The organism is Parerythrobacter aurantius, assembly GCF_045291475.1.
Taxonomy (GTDB): domain Bacteria; phylum Pseudomonadota; class Alphaproteobacteria; order Sphingomonadales; family Sphingomonadaceae; genus Parerythrobacter; species Parerythrobacter aurantius.
Genome location: NZ_CP147985.1, coordinates 1,953,933 through 1,972,535, shown reverse-complemented (window position 1 = coordinate 1,972,535; position 18,603 = coordinate 1,953,933). Strand labels below are relative to the sequence as shown.

Annotated in this window: 20 protein-coding genes; 14 read left to right on the top strand and 6 right to left on the bottom strand. The window is 66.2% G+C overall.

Features of this window, described 5'->3' with window-relative positions; genetic code table 11:
* Positions 1–7: 7 nt before the first annotated feature.
* Both WAB17_RS09820 and WAB17_RS09815 read right to left on the bottom strand, forming a co-directional pair.
* Complete coding sequence (locus WAB17_RS09820; RefSeq protein ID WP_435419370.1) at positions 8–1,381, bottom strand: class II 3-deoxy-7-phosphoheptulonate synthase; 1,374 nt, start codon at positions 1,379–1,381, stop codon at positions 8–10.
* A 106-nt stretch (positions 1,382–1,487) separates the two neighbouring features.
* Positions 1,488–4,511, bottom strand: coding sequence for a M16 family metallopeptidase (locus tag WAB17_RS09815; protein ID WP_435417176.1), 3,024 nt, complete (start codon positions 4,509–4,511; stop codon positions 1,488–1,490).
* 80 nt (positions 4,512–4,591) lie between these two features.
* Here WAB17_RS09815 and WAB17_RS09810 point away from each other — a divergent pair, with 80 nt between their 5' ends.
* From WAB17_RS09810 to miaB, 8 genes are all read left to right on the top strand, one after another.
* Positions 4,592–5,170 carry a NifU family protein gene (locus WAB17_RS09810; RefSeq protein WP_435417175.1) on the top strand — a complete coding sequence of 193 codons (579 nt, stop codon included), beginning with the start codon at positions 4,592–4,594 and terminating at the stop codon, positions 5,168–5,170.
* 27 nt (positions 5,171–5,197) lie between these two features.
* The gene (locus WAB17_RS09805; protein WP_435417174.1) at positions 5,198–5,806 is read left to right on the top strand and encodes a malonic semialdehyde reductase; all 609 of its coding nucleotides are present in this window, start codon (positions 5,198–5,200) and stop codon (positions 5,804–5,806) included.
* Positions 5,807–5,822: 16 nt separating this feature from the next.
* Positions 5,823–6,449: a tRNA (adenosine(37)-N6)-threonylcarbamoyltransferase complex dimerization subunit type 1 TsaB gene (gene tsaB / locus WAB17_RS09800; RefSeq protein WP_435417173.1), complete on the top strand. Its 627-nt coding sequence runs from the start codon at positions 5,823–5,825 to the stop codon at positions 6,447–6,449.
* Complete coding sequence (locus WAB17_RS09795; protein ID WP_435417172.1) at positions 6,446–6,901, top strand: GNAT family N-acetyltransferase; 456 nt, start codon at positions 6,446–6,448, stop codon at positions 6,899–6,901. The genes tsaB and WAB17_RS09795 overlap by 4 nt, the downstream gene beginning before the upstream one ends.
* A 163-nt stretch (positions 6,902–7,064) precedes the next feature.
* Positions 7,065–7,505: a MucR family transcriptional regulator gene (locus WAB17_RS09790; RefSeq protein WP_435417171.1), complete on the top strand. Its 441-nt coding sequence runs from the start codon at positions 7,065–7,067 to the stop codon at positions 7,503–7,505.
* A gap of 97 nt (positions 7,506–7,602) precedes the next feature.
* Positions 7,603–8,025, top strand: a complete 423-nt coding sequence (locus WAB17_RS09785) for a Fur family transcriptional regulator (RefSeq protein WP_435419369.1) — start codon at positions 7,603–7,605, stop codon at positions 8,023–8,025.
* Complete coding sequence (locus WAB17_RS09780) at positions 8,015–8,908, top strand: lysophospholipid acyltransferase family protein (protein WP_435417170.1); 894 nt, start codon at positions 8,015–8,017, stop codon at positions 8,906–8,908. The genes WAB17_RS09785 and WAB17_RS09780 overlap by 11 nt, the downstream gene beginning before the upstream one ends.
* A gap of 45 nt (positions 8,909–8,953) precedes the next feature.
* Positions 8,954–10,315, top strand: a complete 1,362-nt coding sequence (miaB, locus tag WAB17_RS09775; RefSeq protein WP_435417169.1) for a tRNA (N6-isopentenyl adenosine(37)-C2)-methylthiotransferase MiaB — start codon at positions 8,954–8,956, stop codon at positions 10,313–10,315.
* Here miaB and WAB17_RS09770 read toward each other — a convergent pair.
* Complete coding sequence (locus WAB17_RS09770; protein WP_435417168.1) at positions 10,304–10,876, bottom strand: hypothetical protein; 573 nt, start codon at positions 10,874–10,876, stop codon at positions 10,304–10,306. The two genes, miaB and WAB17_RS09770, sit on opposite strands and share 12 nt — an antisense overlap.
* 153 nt (positions 10,877–11,029) lie before the next feature.
* On the opposite strand from WAB17_RS09770, the gene WAB17_RS09765 reads away from it, so the two are divergent.
* The gene (locus WAB17_RS09765; RefSeq protein WP_435417167.1) at positions 11,030–12,061 is read left to right on the top strand and encodes a PhoH family protein; all 1,032 of its coding nucleotides are present in this window, start codon (positions 11,030–11,032) and stop codon (positions 12,059–12,061) included.
* 21 nt (positions 12,062–12,082) lie between these two features.
* Here the strand turns inward: WAB17_RS09765 and WAB17_RS09760 are convergent, their stop codons facing one another.
* Positions 12,083–12,964, bottom strand: coding sequence for an OmpA family protein (locus tag WAB17_RS09760; protein ID WP_435417166.1), 882 nt, complete (start codon positions 12,962–12,964; stop codon positions 12,083–12,085).
* Between the two features lie 328 nt (positions 12,965–13,292).
* Between WAB17_RS09760 and ybeY the strand changes: the two genes are divergently transcribed.
* The 3 genes from ybeY to WAB17_RS09745 all read left to right on the top strand — a co-directional run bounded on the left by ybeY (position 13,293) and on the right by WAB17_RS09745 (position 15,699).
* Positions 13,293–13,826: an rRNA maturation RNase YbeY gene (gene ybeY, locus WAB17_RS09755; RefSeq protein WP_435417165.1), complete on the top strand. Its 534-nt coding sequence runs from the start codon at positions 13,293–13,295 to the stop codon at positions 13,824–13,826.
* Positions 13,827–13,863: 37 nt separating this feature from the next.
* The gene (locus WAB17_RS09750; protein ID WP_435417164.1) at positions 13,864–14,733 is read left to right on the top strand and encodes a hemolysin family protein; all 870 of its coding nucleotides are present in this window, start codon (positions 13,864–13,866) and stop codon (positions 14,731–14,733) included.
* A gap of 81 nt (positions 14,734–14,814) precedes the next feature.
* Positions 14,815–15,699: a LysR substrate-binding domain-containing protein gene (locus tag WAB17_RS09745; RefSeq protein ID WP_435417163.1), complete on the top strand. Its 885-nt coding sequence runs from the start codon at positions 14,815–14,817 to the stop codon at positions 15,697–15,699.
* Here WAB17_RS09745 and WAB17_RS09740 read toward each other — a convergent pair.
* Both WAB17_RS09740 and WAB17_RS09735 read right to left on the bottom strand, forming a co-directional pair.
* Positions 15,683–16,144 carry a hypothetical protein gene (locus WAB17_RS09740; protein ID WP_435417162.1) on the bottom strand — a complete coding sequence of 154 codons (462 nt, stop codon included), beginning with the start codon at positions 16,142–16,144 and terminating at the stop codon, positions 15,683–15,685. The two genes, WAB17_RS09745 and WAB17_RS09740, sit on opposite strands and share 17 nt — an antisense overlap.
* Positions 16,145–16,146: 2 nt before the next feature.
* Positions 16,147–16,608, bottom strand: a complete 462-nt coding sequence (locus WAB17_RS09735; protein WP_435417161.1) for a peptidylprolyl isomerase — start codon at positions 16,606–16,608, stop codon at positions 16,147–16,149.
* A 100-nt stretch (positions 16,609–16,708) separates the two neighbouring features.
* Here WAB17_RS09735 and mgtE point away from each other — a divergent pair, with 100 nt between their 5' ends.
* On the top strand, positions 16,709–18,169 hold the full coding sequence (gene mgtE / locus WAB17_RS09730; protein ID WP_435417160.1) for a magnesium transporter: 1,461 nt from the start codon (positions 16,709–16,711) through the stop codon (positions 18,167–18,169).
* A gap of 4 nt (positions 18,170–18,173) precedes the next feature.
* The gene (locus WAB17_RS09725) at positions 18,174–18,563 is read left to right on the top strand and encodes a DUF1489 family protein (protein ID WP_435417159.1); all 390 of its coding nucleotides are present in this window, start codon (positions 18,174–18,176) and stop codon (positions 18,561–18,563) included.
* Positions 18,564–18,603 lie beyond the last annotated feature (40 nt).

The window sequence follows — 18,603 nt, the reverse complement described above, 5'->3', positions numbered from 1 at the left end:
TTCCGGCTCAGGCCGCGTCGGCCTGCTTGCCCTTGGCCGCCAGCTGCAGCATTTCCGCGATCGCAAAGGCCAGCTCGATCGATTGCGCCGCATTGAGACGTGGGTCGCAGTGCGTGTGATAACGGTCACCGAGATCTTCGTCGGCAATCGCCACCGCGCCGCCGACGCATTCAGTCACGTCCTGCCCCGTCATCTCCAGGTGGATGCCTCCCGCATGGGTGCCTTCCGCGCGGTGGACGTCGAAGAAGCTGCGCACTTCGGCCTTGATCCGGTCATAGGGGCGGGTCTTGTAGCCGCTGTCCGCCTTGATCACGTTGCCGTGCATCGGGTCGCAGCTCCACACCACCGGGTGCCCTTCGCGGGTCACCGCGCGCAGCAGGCGCGGCAGGCCGGCCTCGACCTTGTCGTGCCCGAATCGGGCGATGAGCGTGATCCGCCCCGCCTCGCGCGCCGGGTTCAGGTCGTCGAGCAGCTTCAACAGCACGTCGGGCTCGAGGCTCGGGCCGCACTTGACCCCCAGCGGGTTGATGATGCCGCGGGCGAATTCGACATGCGCACTGCCTTCGAAGCGGGTGCGGTCGCCGATCCAGATCATGTGGCCGCTGGTGTCGACCCAGTCGCCGGTGAGCGAATCCTGCCGCGTCAGCGCCTGCTCGTACGGCAACAGCAGGCCTTCGTGGCTGGTGTAGAAGCTGGTGCCCTGCAGTTGCGGCACGGTGGCGGGATCGACCCCGCAGGCTTCCATGAAATCGAGCGCTTCGCTGATCCGGTCGCTGAGCGCCGCAAACTTGTCGGCCCAGGGGCTGCGGCCCATGAAGTCGAGCGTCCACTGGTGGACCTGCCGCAGGTTGGCGTAGCCGCCCCCGGCGAAGGCGCGCAGCAGGTTGAGCGTCGCGGCGGCCTGCGAATAGGCCTTCACCATCCGTTCGGGATCGTTGCGGCGCATCGCCGGGTCAAACTCGATGCCGTTGACGTTGTCGCCGAAGTAACTCGGCAGGGTCACCCCGTCCTGAGTTTCGGTGTCCGAACTGCGCGGCTTGGCGAACTGGCCCGCCATGCGCCCGACCTTCACCACCGGCAGCTTGCCGGCGAAGGTCAGCACCACCGCCATCTGGAGGATGACGCGGAAGGTGTCGCGGATGTTGTTGGGGTGGAATTCGGCGAAGCTTTCCGCGCAGTCGCCGCCTTGGAGAAGGAAGGCGCGTCCCTCCGCCACTTCGGCCAGGTCGCGCTTGAGCGCACGGGCCTCGCCCGCAAAGACCAGCGGCGGGTAGTTGGACAGCGTTCTCTCGGCCGCGGCCAGCGCGGCGGCGTCTTCATAGGCCGGCAGGTGCCGTGCCTCGAAGCCTTTCCAGCTATCGGGTGTCCAGTTGCGCGCCATGCTTCCTACGTCGTTTGCCATCACGGCAGCCCCGTTACGGCCTCACCGGTCGCGGTGCCAAGCACATTTAAGCTTGGCCGCGCCCAAGGTCCGTCTCTGGCCGGGCCTAGCGACCGGCGCTCGCTTCCATCCCCTGCGCCGCCGGCACGCCGCCGCGGGCGAGTTCCTGCCCTTCGGGAATGACCGCCAGCCGATAGCCGGGCCGCGCCGCGAGGAATCGCTTGGCCAGTGCCTGGATATCCGCCGGCGTCGCTTCGGTATAGTCGGCCAGGAGGCTGCGGATCACGGCGACCCGGCGCGGATCGTAGGTCGCGCCTTCCAGCTGGTACATCCAGAAGCCGTTGCCGGTGGAGGCACGGTTGAGCAATTGCCGCAGCGGTTCGATCGTGCGCGCCAGTTCGTCAGCGCTGGGCGGAGTTGCCGCAAGATCGGCGGCAATGGCCTCTGCCTCGGCAAAGAAGGTCGGCACGACATCGGGGCTGACCTGCGCCAGCGCGGTGATCTTGCCGCCCTGCGCCATGTCGAGCGGCCATTCGTTGGTGACATAGGGCGCATAGCTCGCCCCCGCCTTTTCGCGCAGGGAATCGAACAGCCGGTTGCTGAACAGGCGCGAGAGGATTTCGAGCTGGCGCGAGGTGCGGATGTCCTCGACGCCGCCCCCGGTGGGCCATGCGATAACCGCTGCGGCCTGGTTGGCATCACCCCTGTGGGCAAGGACGGTCGTCTCTCCCGGTGCCGGGAAACCGGTGGCCAGCGTCGCGGCAGCCGGAGGTATCGGCTGGCGCGCAGGCAGGGCGCCGAAGGTTTTCTTCAGCGCCTCGATCGCCTGAGCCCGGTCGAATTCGCCGTATATCATCACTTCGATCGGGCCCTGCTGCAACAGCGGTTCCCACACCGCACGGAAGCCATCCGGGGTCGCCGCAGAGACCGCTGCCGGATCAGGCGTGGCGAAGCGCGGATCCTTGTCGGCCATCAGGAACTTGAGGTCCCGTTCCAGCAGGCCGCCCGGACTGGTCGAATAGGCCTCGTAGGCCAGCCGCGCCGCAGCCTGCGCGCGGATAACCGGGTTCGGATCCCAGCGCGGCATCCCCAGCTTCGCAGCGAACAGGTAGAGCTGGTCGGCCAGATCCTCGCCGCGGGTCTGGGCATCGAAGGTGAATACCGTGTCCTGGATGCCGAAATCGAAACCGAGCTTGCGTCCGGTCGCGATGCGGTCGAGTTCTTCCTGGTCGAGGTCGCCGAGGCCCGACCCGATCAGGGCGCTCTGGCCAAGGGTGGCATAGACCGCCGTTTCCGGCGTGAAGGCCCGCCAGCCGCTGCCGAACCGGACCTTGACGGCAACCCGCCCCGGTTCGGCATCGTTCGGCCAGAGCTGGACCCGGACACCGTTGTCGAGCGCAATAGCCTCGATCCCGAGCAGCCCGAGCGAGCCTTCGGCGACCACCCGTCCGGGGGTGCCGATCGCCGGCTGTTCCTCGAACGAGACGGCCCTTGCCGCGAGCCGGGCACTGCCGTCGGCCACGGCAGGTTCGGCCAGTGCCGCGCCGATCGCGGCGATGTCGGCTTCTCCCGTCGCGGGCGTCAGGTAGACCGAGCGAACGACATCGCCTTCGAACAGGGCCCTGGTGCGCGCGAGGATTGCGTCCGGCGTCACCTTGGCGCGCATCCCGCGGAACACGTCCAGCACGACCTGCGGCGAGGCTGTCGTCTCGCGGATGTCCACCGCATTGACGATATTGTCCGCCAGCTGCCCGCCGGGTGCGACCGGCGCTTCCTGCACCGATGCCACGAAAGCGACGTCGAACTCGGCGATCTCGCGCTCGAGTTCCTCAGTGGTCGGCGGATTGGCAAGCGCGTCGGCGATGACTCCGCGCACATCGCGCAAGGCGCTGCGCCAGTCCTCGGTCAGCGGCGCAAAGCCCACGAAAGTGACATCGGATGACCGGCTGACATCCTCCTGTTCGACCTGGGCGTAGAGATAGCTGCCCCCCGCCCTTGCGCGCGATTCGAGGCGGCGGTTGATGAGCGATATCGCCAGCCCGTCCATCAACAGGCCTTCGTTATAGACGATGGTATCCTCGACCGGGCGCCACGGACGCATCACGGCATAGCGGAAGGTGCGCGGCAGGTCGGGTTCGACCAGCACCGCGGTCTCGCCGATGGCCGGATCTCCGGTCGCCCCGGCAGGCGCGACGGGATCGCCGAAGGGTGGCTCGCTATCGCCCTTGCCCTTGCCCTTCCAGTCGCCGAAATACTTCTCGACGAGACCTGCCAGCACCAGGGGGTCGGCATCGCCGGCGATGGCGATGACGGTCTTTTCCGGCCGGTACCAGCGACGGTGGAAATCGGCGAGTGCTGCCCCGGTCGCCGCATTGAGCGTCGCCTCGGTCCCGATCGGCGAGCGGTCGGCCAGCCTTTGCCCGGCGAACAGGGTCGACCGGGTGGCATCGGCTACGCGTTCCGCCGCGCCGCCCGATTCGCGCTTCTCGGCCAGCACGATGGGCACTTCGGTGCGGACATTGGCATCGCTCAGCACCGGTTCGCGGACCATGCCGGAGAGCAGGCGGAAGCTTTCGTCGAGCTTGGCCGGCGTCGCGCCGGGCAGGTCGAGCTGGTAGACCGTGCTGGTCGGGCTGGTGACGGCGTTGGTATCGTTCCCGAAGCTGGCGCCCAGGCGCTGCCAGGTGGGGATGGCCTGGGCCTGCCCCAGATACTTGCTTTCGCGGAAGAGCAAATGTTCGAGAAGGTGGGCGAAGCCGCGTTCCTCGTCGCGTTCGTGCAGCGATCCGGCATCGATACGGATCCGGATCGACACCTGTTCCGGCGGGACGCCGTTGCGCCGCACGGCATAGCGCAGGCCATTGTCGAGCTCGCCGAATTTCCATTCGCGATCGACCGGCACGTTGCTGCCTTCGTAGAGCCACGGCACCTCGTCGTCGCCTTGCAGCGATTGCGGTACGGGCACCGGCTTGATCGTCTGCGGGGGCGCTGGCGCTACCGGAGGCACCCTCGTCTGCGAGGCCGCCGGCGGCTGCCGCTGCGCGTTGTCCTGCGCGGTCAGGGATGATGCCGCAAAGGCGATCGAAAGCAGCAGCGCCACCGGGCGCACGACACGGGGGGTCATGGTCATATCCACCCGTATAGATGCGAAGGAAGTGAAGGGACAGTGAATAGCTTGCCGCAATGGCGGCGCATCCCTACATCGCGGCCATGTTCATCGAAACCGAAACCACGCCAAACCCCGCGACGCTCAAGTTCCTGCCCGGGCGGCAGGTGATGCCGACCGGTACGCGCGAATTCGCCGGCCCCGAAGAAGCCGAGGCAAGCCCGCTGGCGCAGGCGCTGTTCGATACCGGCGAAGTCACCAACGTGTTTTTCGGTAGCGATTTCGTATCCGTCTCCAAGGCCCCCGGGGCCGAGTGGCCGAGCCTGAAGCCGCAGGTCGTCTCGATCCTGCTCGACCATTTCGTCAGTCAAGCGCCGCTGTTCGCAGGCGGCAGCGCTGCGGGCATTTCGGTCCCTGCCGAAGACGCGCTGCTGTTCGAGGAAAACCCGGAGGATGCCGATATCGTCGAACAGATCACCGAATTGCTGGAGACCCGGGTCCGCCCCGCCGTGGCCGGCGACGGCGGCGACATCGCCTATCGCGGGTTCAAGGACGGGGTCGTCTACCTGACCTTGCAGGGCGCCTGTTCAGGCTGCCCGTCCTCGACCGCGACGCTGAAGCAGGGGATCGAAGGACTGCTGAAACATTACGTGCCGGAAGTGGTTGAAGTCCGGGCGGCCTGAGCCCGCCACCGTAACGGAAGGACCCCCATGACCAAGCAGTTCCACGATACCGTCTTGTCGGACGCCGCGCTCGACCAGCTGTTCAACGAGGCGCGCAGCTACAACGGCTGGCTCGACAAACCTGTCAGCGATGCGCAGATCCGCGGCATTTACGACCTCCTGAAAATGGGGCCGACCTCCGCCAACATGCAGCCGGGCCGGTTCGTCTGGTGCCGTAGCGAGGAAGCCAAGCAGAAGCTGGCCGATACCGCGATGGAGGCCAACAAGAAGAAGATCCTGACCGCACCGGTCTGCGTCATCATCGGCTACGACATCGATTTTCACGAAGAGCTGCCCTGGCTGTTCCCGCACACCGATGCCAAGAGCTGGTTCGATGGCGACCGCGAAGGCCGCAAGGAAGGCGCGTTCCGCAACAGCGCCCTGCAGGGGGCCTATCTGATGCTGGCGGCGCGGGCCATGGGCCTCGACTGCGGGCCGATGTCGGGGTTCGACCGGGAAGCCGCTACCAAAGACTTTTTCGCGGATCAGCCTAGCTATCGTGCCGACTGGATCTGCTCCATCGGCTACGGCGACAAGAGCACGATTTTCGATCGCAGCCCGCGGCCGGAGTTCGACCGCTTCAACACCATAGCCTGACGGGCGGGCCGGGGGAATGCGGACGCTCGGCATCGACTGTTCGACCGAAGCCTGCTCGGTCGCCCTGTTCGATGGCGGACGGTTGATCGCGCACGACCACCGTATCCTCGGGCGCGGCCACGCCGAACACCTGGTGCCGATGATACAGGGCTTGCCTGACAAGGGGCGGGCGGGACGCATCCTGGTGGCCCTCGGTCCCGGCAGTTTCACCGGCATCCGCATCGGGATCGCGACCGCCCGCGCCCTCGCGCTGGTGTGGCGGGCCGAGGTGCTGGGCTATCCCACGCTGGCGCTGGTCGCGGCGATGGCGCGGGCCGAGCATCCGGGCCAGCCGGTCACGGTCTGCATGACCGGCGGGCACGGCGAGTGGTTCATCCAGGATTTCGGCGAGGACGGCCTCCCCAGCCAGTCGCTCCGGTCCCTGACGCCCGACAAGGCGTCGGGATATGGAACCGGCACTATATTTGCCGGAAGCAAGGCCCGCGAGAGGGCCGCCCAAGAAGGCCCCGGCCGGACCGTGCTCGACATACTGCCGGATGCGCGCCACGTGCTTGCCTTGCCCGAAGCCCTGCTGTCACCGCAGATACAGCCGATTTATGGCCGTGCGCCCGACGCCAGGCTCGCGTCCGAGCTCGCCGGATGATGGACGACATAGACCGCATCATGGCGGTGATGGAAGCCTCGTTCGACCCGCAATGGGGAGAGGCCTGGACGCGGCGACAGGTCGAAGGTTCGCTGATGATGGCGAGCACGCATTACCGGCTGATCGATGCCGATGGCGATCCGCCGCTGGATGACAAACCCACCGCCGCCTTTGCCATGGTGCGTGCCGCGCCTGGGGAGGAGGAACTGCTGCTGATCGCCACGGCCCCGCAATGGCGCGGTCGAGGCCTCGGCGCGAGGATGATCGACCTGCTGGCGGATGACGCACGCGGGCGCGGCGCCGACCGGCTGTTCCTCGAAATGCGCGAGAACAACCCGGCCGCCGCCCTTTATTCGCGCGCCGGTTTTACCCCCATCGGCCGCCGCAAGGGCTATTACACCACGGCGGGCGGAAACCGGCTGGACGCAATCACCTTCGTAAAGATGTTGTAAATCTGCGCCACGGCGTATCCCGCAGCAGGCAATTGCCTCTAAATTGGCGGCAGTATTGAATAATCGTACAAATTGTTCCATGCTCACGGACGGGTCGCACCACGAAAATTGATCTTGCGGGTGGGACTCCGCAAATATCGATCGCAAAAAAGTTGAGGAACCCATGGAAGAAATCGGAACCGATATGTCGGAAACGTTGATCACGCTCACGTCCGACATCGTGGCCGCGCATGTCAGCAACAACAATGTCGATGTCGCAGACGTGCCTTCGCTCATTACTAGCGTTTATGGCGCTCTGGCAGGACTGGGCCAGAAGACCGCAGCACCGGAAGTCCGGCCGGACCCGGCGGTGCCGATCCGCTCTTCGGTGAAAAAGGATCACATCGTCTGCCTGGACTGCGGCAAGAAGATGAAGATGCTGAAACGCCATCTTTCGACCGAGCACGGCCTGACCGTCGACGAATACCGCGCCCGCTGGGGCCTGGGCGGTGACTATCCGGTCGTTGCCCCCGATTATGCGGAAACGCGGCGCGATCTCGCCAAGAAGATCGGCCTCGGCCGCCAGCCGGGCCAGAAGCGCGGCCGCAAGAAGAAGACCGCCTGATCGCGCCTTTCGGGATCGCGGGGGATAACCCTCGCTTGAGTGCAGCGCCCCGCCCCTCTAAGGGTGCGGGGCGTTTCATTTTGCGGAGACTTTGGGTTTGCCCGAGCGGATCGATCTCGAACAGCTGTGCGCCGACAAGGGCCTGCGCATCACCGAGCAGCGCAAGGTCATCGCCCGCGTGCTTTCGGACAGCCAGGACCATCCCGACGTCGAGCTGCTGCACCAGCGCGCCTCCGCGATCGATCCCAAGATCTCCATCGCCACGGTCTATCGCACCGTGCGCCTGTTCGAAGAGGCCGGGATTCTCGACCGGCACGATTTCGGCGACGGCCGCGCCCGCTACGAACCCGCGCCCGAGGCGCATCATGATCACCTGATCGATGTCGAGACCGGCAAGGTCGTCGAATTCGTGGACCCGGAACTCGAGGCGCTGCAAAAACAGATCGCCGAGAAGCTCGGCTATCGCCTCGTCGACCACCGGATGGAACTGTACGGGGTCCGCATCGGCCGTGACGACTGACCGGCCCTGGCAGGACCCTGAATCGCACGAGTGGAAGCTGCGCCAGGCCGCCGCGCTGGGCGAAACCACACCGCTTACCCTGGCCGGAAACCTGCGCTTCATCGGTCGCACCGCGCTGATCGCGCTGGCGCTGCTGGTGTTCGTCCCGCTGCACTATCTTTACCGCATCATCTCCTACGGTTCGCCTTTCCCGATGTGGTTCCTCGGCGTGACCGGCTGGATCGTCGGCGCAAGGGTCGATCGTTACGGCACCCCGCTGCGCCGCGATGTGTTCTTCATCTCCAACCACGTCAGCTGGGTCGATATCCTGACCATTGCCGGTGCGAGCGGCACCGCCTTCGTCGCCAAGGCCGAGCTGGCCGAGGCGCCGGTGGTCGGCTGGCTATGCGGGCTCAACCGCACCGTCTTCGTCAAGCGCGAGAACCGGCTCGGCGTCGCCGAACAGATCAACGCCCTGCGCGAAGCCTTGATGGACAACTGGTCGGTCACGGTTTTCCCCGAAGGCACCACCACCGATGGCCATTCGCTGTTGCCGTTCAAGAGCAGCATGCTGAGCGTGCTGGAACCGCCACCCCCCGGCGTGCTGGTTCAACCCATCGTGCTCGACTACGGGCCGGTTGCGGAATGGATCGGCTGGGTCGGCAACGAGAGCGGGGTCAACAATTTCCGCCGCGTGCTCAGCCGCAAGGGCAGCTTCCGGCTCGGCATCCATTTCCTCGAACCCTTCAGCCCCGAAGAATATCGCGGCCGCAAGGCCATCGCCGCGAAGGCGCGCGAGGAGATCGAGGCAAAGCTGGAGGAATGCCTCGGCCATCCGGTCCGCCCCTTCGTGCACGATGTGCCGCCTGTGCGCTACAGCGCGCCCGCAGTGCCGATCGAATAGCGCCCACTTGGCACTGCCGCGCCCATGCCCTAAAGGCGCGCGCTCATGAAACCCACTGACGCCTCCCCAAGGAACCCGCGCACCTACCGGGTCAAGAGCTTCGGCTGCCAGATGAACGTCTATGACGGCGAGCGCATGGCCGAGCTACTGGCTGAAAAGGGCATCATGCCCGCGCCCGAAGGCGAGGAAGCGGATCTGGTGGTGCTCAACACCTGCCACATTCGCGAGAAAGCGGCAGAGAAGGTCTATTCCGACATCGGCCGCCTGGTGAAGGCAGGCAAGGCAGCGGGGAAGGAACCACTGATCGCGGTCGCCGGCTGCGTTGCGCAGGCCGAAGGCGAGGAGATCATGGCCCGCGCCCCGGCGGTGAGCATGGTGGTCGGCCCGCAGGCCTATCACCGCCTGCCCGAAATGCTCGACAAGGCCGTCAAGGGCGAGCGCGCGACCGACACCGACATGCCTCCGATCGCCAAGTTCGATGCCCTGCCCGCACGCCGCAAGATCGGCCCGACCGCCTTCCTCACCGTGCAGGAAGGCTGCGACAAGTTCTGCACCTATTGCGTCGTGCCCTATACCCGCGGCGCGGAAATCTCGCGGCCTTACAGAGACCTCGTCAGCGAAGCGCAGAAACTGGTCGAGGCAGGGGCGAAAGAGATCACTCTACTGGGCCAGAACGTCAACGCTTGGCATGGCGAGGACGACAAGGGCCGGGCGCAGGGCCTCGCGGGCCTGATCAGGGCGCTCGCCGGGATCGACGGCCTCGCCCGCATCCGCTACACCACCAGCCACCCGGCCGACATGGATGACGCCATGATCGCCGCGCACGGCGAGGTCGACAAGCTGATGCCCTATCTCCACCTGCCGGTGCAGTCGGGCAACGACCGCGTGCTCAGGGCGATGAACCGCAGCCATACGGCGGAAAGCTACCTCCGTCTGCTCGAACGCTTCCGCGCGGCGCGGCCCGACATCGCACTGAGCGGCGATTTCATCGTCGGCTTCCCCGGCGAGACCGAGGCCGAGTTCGAGGACACGCTGCGGATCGTGGACGAGGTCCGCTATGCGCAGGCCTTCAGCTTCAAGTATTCCCCCCGCCCCGGCACCCCGGCCGCGAACATGGACGGCCAGATCGCGCGCGAAGTGATGGAAGACCGCCTCGCCCGCCTGCAGGCCGCACTGGGCCGCGACCAGCTGGCGTTCAACGAGGCGAGCGTCGGCAAGCGCTGCGAAGTGCTGGTAGAGCGAAGGGGCAAGCTGCCCGGCCAATGGCTCGGCAAGTCGCCCTGGCTGCAAAGCGTCTGGTTCGAAGGAGAGGCTGAATTCGGCGACCTCGTCCAGGTCGAGCTGGTCGAGGCGGGGCCCAATTCCCTTTCCGGCCGGTTGCTCGGATCCGCGACGCTAGCTGCCTGATCCCTTTTCCGCGGCGAGCAATTCGAACGCCGGCTCGGCGCCGATCACTTCCGTGCCCGTCCCGGCAACGGGTTCAGCCGGCGGAACGGTGGGATTGCCGGGATAGGCAGTGCCGTCGAACCTGAGCAGCGCATTGCCCGCAGCCGTGCCTCCGCCAGAAATCGCGACAGTGATATCCTTCCACCCGTTGGTGGTGCTGTCCATGACCGTGACCGGCGGGCGCGAAACGCTGATTTCGGCCACCTTGCGCCACATCGGCCCGGCGGGTGTCAGGATGATCGTGTTGCAGCCGCCCGTGCCGCAGAAATAGGGGGTGACGAGATAGACGATCGCCTCGTCCGCGCCGTCGGAATCGAGATCGGTGAAGGCCAGGGCATAGCGCATCGGCGCTGCCTCGGGATATTCCTGCAACAGGAAATGGCGTATGTCCTCTTCCCGGTCGGCAGGCGACGGCGACGTGGCAGTTGCCTTGGCCTCGTCCACCGCTGCATCGGTCGCGGTACCTGCGTCCGAACAAGCCACCAGACACAGTGCCGATCCGGCAATCGCGAGCCATTTCACTATCCGCCTCCCCGGTCCACCGCGTGGTTGCGCGAGCGTAACGGGCAGTCCCCTTGGTGACAAGGCCATGACTTTCCCCAGCCGCGTTCAGCGGGCGTTCTTGCGTCTCGTGCGTTCTGTCCTAGACTTCGAGTCGCAAGCAAAAGGAGCCGCATGGGCCGCAAACCATCCCGCACCGGACATTCGGCATTCTCGCCCGATCCGGTCCCGCTTCGTGAAATCCGCCGCGCCAGGGCGGACATGCAATTCGACAACCAGTCGCTGCTGGTCCCGCTGTTCGGGCAGTTCGATGCCAATCTGGTCCAGGTCGAGAACCGGCTCGGCGTGTTCATCTCGGCCCGCGGGGATCATGTGCAGATCGAGGGACCGGAAGACAATGTCGCCCGCGCACGCGACACGCTGCAATCGATGTACGATCGTCTGGCGCAAGGGCAGGAACTCGATGCCGGCGCGATCGAAGCAATGATCGCCATGTCGAACGAGCCGACGCTGGCGGGCATCATGGAAGGCGACAACGGCGGCCCGCCGATCATGATCCGCACGCGGCGCAAGACCATCGTGCCGCGGAGCGCGACGCAGGCGGTCTACATGCGCAGCCTAGCGCGCGACGACATCATCTTCGCGCTCGGGCCTGCGGGCACCGGCAAGACCTACCTCGCCGTGGCGCAGGCTGTGGCGCAGCTCATCAACGGCAGCGTGCAGCGGCTGATCCTGAGCCGCCCGGCGGTGGAAGCGGGCGAGAAGCTGGGCTTCCTGCCCGGCGACATGAAGGACAAGGTCGATCCCTACCTGCGCCCGCTATACGACGCGCTCTATGACACCATGCCGCCCGAACAGGTCGAGCGGCGGCTGGCATCGGGCGAGATCGAGATCGCACCCATCGCCTTCATGCGCGGGCGCACGCTGGCGGACAGCTTCATCATCCTCGACGAAGCGCAGAACACCACGCGCGAGCAGATGAAGATGTTCCTCACCCGCTTCGGCCAGAACAGCCGCATGGTCGTGTGCGGCGACCCGCGCCAGGTCGACATCCCCGGCGGCGACCGCATGAGCGGCCTCGCCGATGCGGTCGACAAGCTGGAAGGTGTCGAGGGCTTTGGCACGATCCGCTTCACCGCGGCGGACGTCGTCCGCCACCCGATCGTCGGCCGGATCGTCGAGGCTTACGAGGGGACGGGGGAATAGTCTCCCGCCCCCTCGCATTGGTCAAAGACCGTCGAGGCCCTTGCTCACTAGGATGTTGACGGCGACGCGGCGGTTCTGCTGCTTGCCGTAGTCGGTGTTGTTGTCCGCTGCCGGGTCGGCCTCGGCCATGCCCGTCGGCGTCAGCATGCGATACGGCTTCCAGCCGCACTGCTGCTGCAGGTAGTTGACCACCCGCGCCGCGCGCTTTTCGCTCAGCGTCTGGTTGAAGTCGTAATCACCCGTCGAATCGGTGTAGCCGACCACGAGCAGCATGGCATTGTCCATGCTGTTGGCCTGCGATGCTGCTTCGCACAGATCGGCCTGCGCTTCGGGCGTCAGGTTGTGCTTGCCGGTGTCGAAGTACACGTTGGTGGTGCCCTTGACGTTGTACTGGTCGATATCGGCCACGCGGCTGCGGAGCGCGTCGGTGGCCGCGGTCTGCTCGGCAAAACCCTGCGCCGTACCGGTACGGATCATGCGCGCGGTCTTGAGGTCGCGGGTCTTCAGCGCCACCTTGCTGGCGATGAGGCCGTTGCCCCACTGGACGGTCTTAACGGTGACGGGCAGCCCGTTGAGCAGCGCATCCTGACCCAGCTTGTCGCGGCCGAGGCCGAGGAAGCCGCCGGCCGAACGGATTTCGCTGGCCGAACTGATGGCAACGACGGTGCTGGTGCCTTCAGCCGTGGTGACCTGCATCTGTTCGCCCTTGCGCGCGGAGATGAAGCCTTCGATTTCCGGGCCTTCGGGCATGCCTTCGAGGTCGGCCGGGACCATGCCGGTCACGGTGATCTGGTCCCCGTCGACGGGGTAGCCGGCCTGCTGGGCGGAAAGGCCTGCCGTGATCGGCAGGGTCAGGGCTGCCGCAGCCAGCAAGGCCTTGGTCCCGTTGGAAGTGATACGCATGGTTACGACTCCTTGTTGGATTGAAGCGGCCGAAGCGATGGTCACGCCACGCCGCCCGCCGGACGCCCCATGCCGGTGCGGCCGGTGAAGTTTCTGTCCCCTGTATGATTGCTGCCTTGTCCCACGGTCAGTCCCGTATGCAAGCGCCCCGGTGAACGGGCCTGTTGCCCGGCGCCTTGCTACTCCATGAACGGCCCCTGCCGCAAATTGCGCCGGGCGGGTGACCGGTTGCCCCCGCGCGATGAGCCGAAATGCGGCAGGCACGCAGCCTATCGGTCGGGGAAGGTCCGGGTTTCCCAAACGCCCCCGATGAAGCTAGGGCACCGCCATGAAGCTTGAAGTCGATATCGAACATTGGCCGGACGGCGACTGGGCCGCGCTGGCCGCGCGCGCGGCGATGGCGACGGCGACGGCCGAGCCCCTGCTGGCGGCGGACCGCCTCGAGGCCAGTATCCTCTTCACCAGCGATGCCGAAGTCCACCGTCTCAATCGCGAATGGCGGCAGCGCGACAAGCCGACCAACGTCCTGTCCTTTCCCATGCTCGACCGCGAGGACTTGATGGGCCTGCCGCAGGAAGGCCCGCCCGAGCTGCTGGGGGACATAGCGCTGGCGCGCGAGACCTGCCTGCGCGAGGCGGGCGAAAAGGGTATCTCGCTGGCAGACCACGCCACGCATCTTATCGTGCACGGGCTCCTGCATCTTGCCGGGCACGACCATGTCGGGTCCGAAGCGGAGGCAGAAGAAATGGAAGCGCTGGAAATTGCGGCGCTTGCCAAACTGGGCATCGCGGACCCATATGGGGACCGCGAGGCGATGACCTCCGGAGATGAGGAGCACGACGAGGGCCATGCCCGACAGTGAGCAATCCGCGGGAGACGCGGAGAGTAGAGGCGGATTGATGCTTGCGTTGCGCAGGCTGTTCGATCCGCAAGGCGGCGACCGTTCCCTGCGCGCCGCGCTCGAGGAAGCCATCGACGAGCACGAGGACGACGGGGTCGCCGACGGCGAGCCGGCGGCCAATGGCGACCTGTCGCAGATCGAGCGGCAGATGCTGCGTAACCTGCTGCATTTCAGCGAACACGATGCCGACGATGTCGCCGTACCACGCGGCGAGATCATCGCCGTGGATGCCAAATCGACATGGCAGGAACTGCTCGATGCCCTGGCCGAGCACGGCCATTCGCGCCTGCCAGTGTATCGCGACCAGCTCGACGATGTGATCGGCATGATCCACATCAAGGACGTCTTTCCCTTCCTGGTCGGAGGGAAAGATCCGCCCGAGGACTGGACGGTGCTGATGCGCCAGCCGCTCTACGTTCCGCAGACGCGCGGCGCGCTCGACGTGCTGGCCGACATGCGCAGCAACCGGACCCACCTTGCCATCGTGCTCGACGAGTTTTCCGGCACCGACGGTCTGATCACCATCGAGGATCTGGTCGAGGAGATCGTCGGCGAGATCGAGGACGAGCACGACGATGCGCCGGAGGTCTGGATCGCTGACATTGGGGAAGGCATGTGGGATTGCGACGCACGCGCCGAACTGGACGACGTGGCGCAGCAGATCGACCCGCGCCTCGGCGAAGTCGAGGAAGCGGTCGATACGCTGGGCGGGCTGGCCTTCGTGCTGGCGGAGCGCGTGCCCAAGGTCGGCGAGATCGTCGAACATCCGAGCGGGTGGAAGATCGAGGTGACCGCCGGTGACGAGACTCATGTCACCCGCCTGCGCCTCCACGCCCCGCCCCGGGAAGTGCACGAAGCCGACCTTTAACCGCGTTATTGCGGCGAAAACTGCAAACTACAGTCCAAATCTCGCCTCGACATTGCAGTTTTTGCACTCCATTGCAGCGCTATGGTCTCCCGTCGTCTTCCTCCGCTGCGAGCGCTCGAAGCCTTCATGCGCACGGTCCGCCTCGGGTCCGCCCGGGCCGCGGCCGAAGAGCTTAACCTGAGCCCAAGTGCACTGAGCCGCCGCATTGCGAACCTCGAGGAATTTGTCGGGAAGAAACTGTTCACGCGCGCGCGACAGGCGATGGCGCTGACCGACGAAGGGCATCACTTCTACGAGGCAGTGAACCCGCATTTCGAAGCGCTGGCCCGCGCGGTCGAGGGACAGTCGGACAATCTCTCCCTCCTGCGGCTCAGGCTGGGCGTGCTGCCGCTGTTCGGCACGCAGCGGCTGTTTCCGCGCATTTCGGAACTGCGCAAGCTGCACCCGCTGCTGCATATCGACATCGATACCGGGCCGCATCTCGAACAACGGGTAGGCGACACGCTGGATGCTGCGATCATCCTCAGCCGGGGGCCGGAGCGGGGCCTGCATGCCGTGCGGCTCGACGAGAACAAGGTCCACGCGATCTGCAGCAAGGAGCTGGCCGCACGGATCGGCAAGAACCCGGAAGAGGCGATCCTCGCCCGCCAGACGTTCCTGATCCATAACGAGCTGCCCGAAAGCTTCATGGCGTGGAAGGATGCGCTGGGCATGCGCGATCTCGACCCCATGGCGATCGACCATTTCGATTCGGGGCAGATCATCCTCGAGGCGGCCGCGCAGGGCCTTGGCATCGCCATCATGCATGACGACCATTTGCGGCGGGCGGACGATCCGCGCCTGACCGAACTGTTCGGGATCGAGGTCGACAGCCCCTACAGCTACTGGTTCGTGTGCAAGCCGACTGCGCTCGAAAGCCGCCCCGTTCGCCTGTTCCACGACTGGCTGGTCAAGGCAGGGCTGTAAGCGCCGCCAGCCGCGCGAGGTCCTTGGGCCGGCCGAAGCTGCGCAGGATAGCTGCAAGCTCCTCGCGTTCCGGCACGAACACCTGCCAGCCCTCACCCCATTTCCCGACGCGCGTTTGCGGCTGGACGGCATGCCAGGCCCCGTCGATGCACTGCCGCAGGCCCGCCATCAGCTCGACCGGCAGCGGCGCGGCCCGCCAGGTGGCGAAGATATGCGAGGCGAACTGGTGATGGCCCGGCCCGCCCTGCACCGGCAATCCCAGTTGCGGCAGGATCACCCACGCATCCGCTTCGGACAGGACCACGTCGACATCGGCGATCTTGCCCGGATCGGCGCCGTGCAGCGCCACCGCCGCGCTGCCGATCAGCCACCAGTCCTCCTGCGCGGAGGCCATGACAGCCGAAAGCGCGGCCAGCGTTTCCTCGAGCTCACGCCCGAGGATCATCGTCAGGAAACGGTCGCCTTCACGATCTTGCCCGGTTCGCGCGGAGGCTCGCCGACGGGCAGCGCATCGACGTGTTCCATGCCGCTCTCGACCTGGCCCCAAACCGTGTACTGGCGATCGAGAAAGGTCGCATCGTCGAAGCAGATGAAGAACTGGCTGTTGGCGCTGTCGGGCACGGCGGTGCGGGCCATCGAGCAGACGCCGCGGACATGCGGTTCGGCGTTGAATTCGGCCTTGAGGTCGGGCTTGCTGCTGCCGCCCATGCCGGTGCCGTTGGGGCAGCCGCCCTGCGCCATGAAACCGGGGATGACGCGGTGGAACTTGACGCCGTCGTAGAAGCCTTCCTGCGCCAGCTCGGTGATGCGCGCGACATGGCCCGGCGCGAGGTCGGGCCGCAGCTTGATGACGACGTCGCCGCCGGTGCCGTTGCCGGTATCGAGTGTAAGGGTCAGCGTATCGGCCATGGAGTTCTCCTGTGTATGGTTGTGCGCCCCTTAGAGACTGTCCGGCAGCTATTCCACCCTCTGTCTTGCATTCCCGTGCGACCCGCCTAGACCCGCCCGCATGTCCAGCGAAGATCGCCTCGACGAAGAGCTGATGACCGCAGCCGATGCGGGCGCCGAAGCGCGCCACGATGCCCCCGCCCCCGACGACCGGATGGACGACGAGCGGCTCGACGAAGAAAACATCCTCAAGCCGGAATATGTCCGCGCCGTGCGCGAGGCGCTGGAAGCTGGGGAGAACGAGCGGGTCTACGACCTGGTCGAACCGCTCCACCCCGCCGACATCGCCGACCTGTTCGAACTGTGCGACAAGGACGAACGCAGCCCGCTCGCTGCCGCCATCAGCGACCTGATGAGCAGCGACGTGATCGCCGAGCTCAACGATTACGTCCGCGAGGACATGATGGAAGGCCTCGCGCCCGAGGCGGTCGCGACCATCATCGAACAGCTCGACACCGACGACGCCGTCCAGCTGATCGAAGATCTCGACGAGGAAGACCAGCAGGCGGTGCTCGCGGAGGTCGAGGCGGAAGACCGCGCCGCGATCGAAAGCGCTCTGGCCTATCCGGAGGAGACCGCCGGCCGCCTGATGAGCCGCGAGCTCGTCGCGGTGCCCGAGCACATGACCGTCGGCGACCTGATCGATTACCTGCGCACCGACGAGGATCTGCCGACCGAATTCTTCGAGATCTTCGTGGTCGACATGCGCCACCACCCGGTCGGCACCTGCGCGCTTAGCTGGATCCTCACCACCCCGCGCCAGGTCGCGCTGGGCGACGTGATGAAGCGCGACCAGACGCTGATCCCCGTCACGCTCGACCAGGAGGAGGTCGCGCTGATGTTCCAGAAATACGGCCTCATCAGCGCCGCTGTCGTGGACGAGGACGGGCGGCTGGTCGGCCAGATGACGGTCGACGATATCGTCCACATCATCTCCGAAGAGGCGGGCGAGGACGCGCTGCTGATGTCCGGCGCGGGCGACGGCGACATCAACGAGCCGATCCGCGATGCCTATTCCGCGCGTGTGCGCTGGCTGGTCGCCAATCTCGGCACCGCGCTCGTCGCCAGCGGGATCATCTGGTTCTTCGGCGCCGCGATCGAGCAGCTGGTGGCGCTCGCCGTCCTCATGCCGATCGTCGCCAGCATCGGCGGCAATGCCGGGACGCAGACCATGGCCGTCACCGTCCGCGCCATCGCCACCAACCAGCTGACCCGCTCCAACACCGGCCGCATCCTGTGGCGCGAGGCGCGCGTGGCACTGCTCAACGGCGGGACCATCGCCCTGCTGATCGGCGCGGCGACTGCGCTGATTTTCACCCCGCAACTGGGGGTGGTCATTGCCATGGCGATGATCGTCAACATCTGCATCGCGGGCCTTGCCGGCGTGTTGGTGCCGGTAGCCTTCGACCGGCTCGACCAGGACCCGGCAGTGGCGAGCAGCGTGTTCGTGACCATGATCACCGATTCGATGGGCTTCCTCGCCTTCCTCGGCCTTGCGGTGCTCAGCGGTATCGTGGGCTGATCCCATGCCGCTGCACCTGACCAAGATCGCCTTCGGCGCGCAAAGCTACGGGGATATCGAGAGCTGGTATGCGCAGCGGCGCAGCCCGCATCTCACCACCCGCTACCGCCCGACGCGCTGGCAGGAATGCATCGGCGGCTCGCTGTTCTGGATCCACCAGCACAGCATCGTCGCGCGCAGCACCATCCTCGGTTTCAGCGAGACGAAGGACGGCCGCTGGTCGATCGACCTCGAACCGCGCCTGATCCGCGTCGCCCCCCGCCCCAAGCGCGCCCACCAGGGCTGGCGCTACCTCAAGGGCGACGTCCCCCGCGACCTGGCCGAGGGCGAGGACATCGGCGACGCGATCCCAGGCCGGCTGGCGGGCAAGCTGGAGAAGCTGGGGCTGATCTGAGTTGGGGTATAGGTCAGATTTTGGGTGGAAAGCAGACTTT

Bases quoted from the DNA above. Each gene is read 5' to 3' on its own strand.
- WAB17_RS09735 (WP_435417161.1), bottom strand. From the start codon at position 16,608: ATGGCCGATACGCTGACCCTTACACTCGATACCGGCAACGGCACCGGC.
- WAB17_RS09765 (WP_435417167.1), top strand. From the start codon at position 11,030: ATGGGCCGCAAACCATCCCGCACCGGACATTCGGCATTCTCGCCCGAT.
- WAB17_RS09805 (WP_435417174.1), top strand. From the start codon at position 5,198: ATGACCAAGCAGTTCCACGATACCGTCTTGTCGGACGCCGCGCTCGAC.
- WAB17_RS09760 (WP_435417166.1), bottom strand. From the start codon at position 12,964: ATGCGTATCACTTCCAACGGGACCAAGGCCTTGCTGGCTGCGGCAGCC.
- WAB17_RS09810 (WP_435417175.1), top strand. From the start codon at position 4,592: ATGTTCATCGAAACCGAAACCACGCCAAACCCCGCGACGCTCAAGTTC.
- ybeY (WP_435417165.1), top strand. From the start codon at position 13,293: ATGAAGCTTGAAGTCGATATCGAACATTGGCCGGACGGCGACTGGGCC.
- WAB17_RS09795 (WP_435417172.1), top strand. From the start codon at position 6,446: ATGATGGACGACATAGACCGCATCATGGCGGTGATGGAAGCCTCGTTC.
- WAB17_RS09745 (WP_435417163.1), top strand. From the start codon at position 14,815: ATGGTCTCCCGTCGTCTTCCTCCGCTGCGAGCGCTCGAAGCCTTCATG.
- WAB17_RS09725 (WP_435417159.1), top strand. From the start codon at position 18,174: ATGCCGCTGCACCTGACCAAGATCGCCTTCGGCGCGCAAAGCTACGGG.
- WAB17_RS09750 (WP_435417164.1), top strand. From the start codon at position 13,864: ATGCTTGCGTTGCGCAGGCTGTTCGATCCGCAAGGCGGCGACCGTTCC.
- WAB17_RS09820 (WP_435419370.1), bottom strand. From the start codon at position 1,381: ATGGCGCGCAACTGGACACCCGATAGCTGGAAAGGCTTCGAGGCACGG.
- WAB17_RS09740 (WP_435417162.1), bottom strand. From the start codon at position 16,144: ATGATCCTCGGGCGTGAGCTCGAGGAAACGCTGGCCGCGCTTTCGGCT.
- WAB17_RS09815 (WP_435417176.1), bottom strand. From the start codon at position 4,511: ATGACCATGACCCCCCGTGTCGTGCGCCCGGTGGCGCTGCTGCTTTCG.
- mgtE (WP_435417160.1), top strand. From the start codon at position 16,709: ATGTCCAGCGAAGATCGCCTCGACGAAGAGCTGATGACCGCAGCCGAT.
- WAB17_RS09790 (WP_435417171.1), top strand. From the start codon at position 7,065: ATGGAAGAAATCGGAACCGATATGTCGGAAACGTTGATCACGCTCACG.
- tsaB (WP_435417173.1), top strand. From the start codon at position 5,823: ATGCGGACGCTCGGCATCGACTGTTCGACCGAAGCCTGCTCGGTCGCC.
- miaB (WP_435417169.1), top strand. From the start codon at position 8,954: ATGAAACCCACTGACGCCTCCCCAAGGAACCCGCGCACCTACCGGGTC.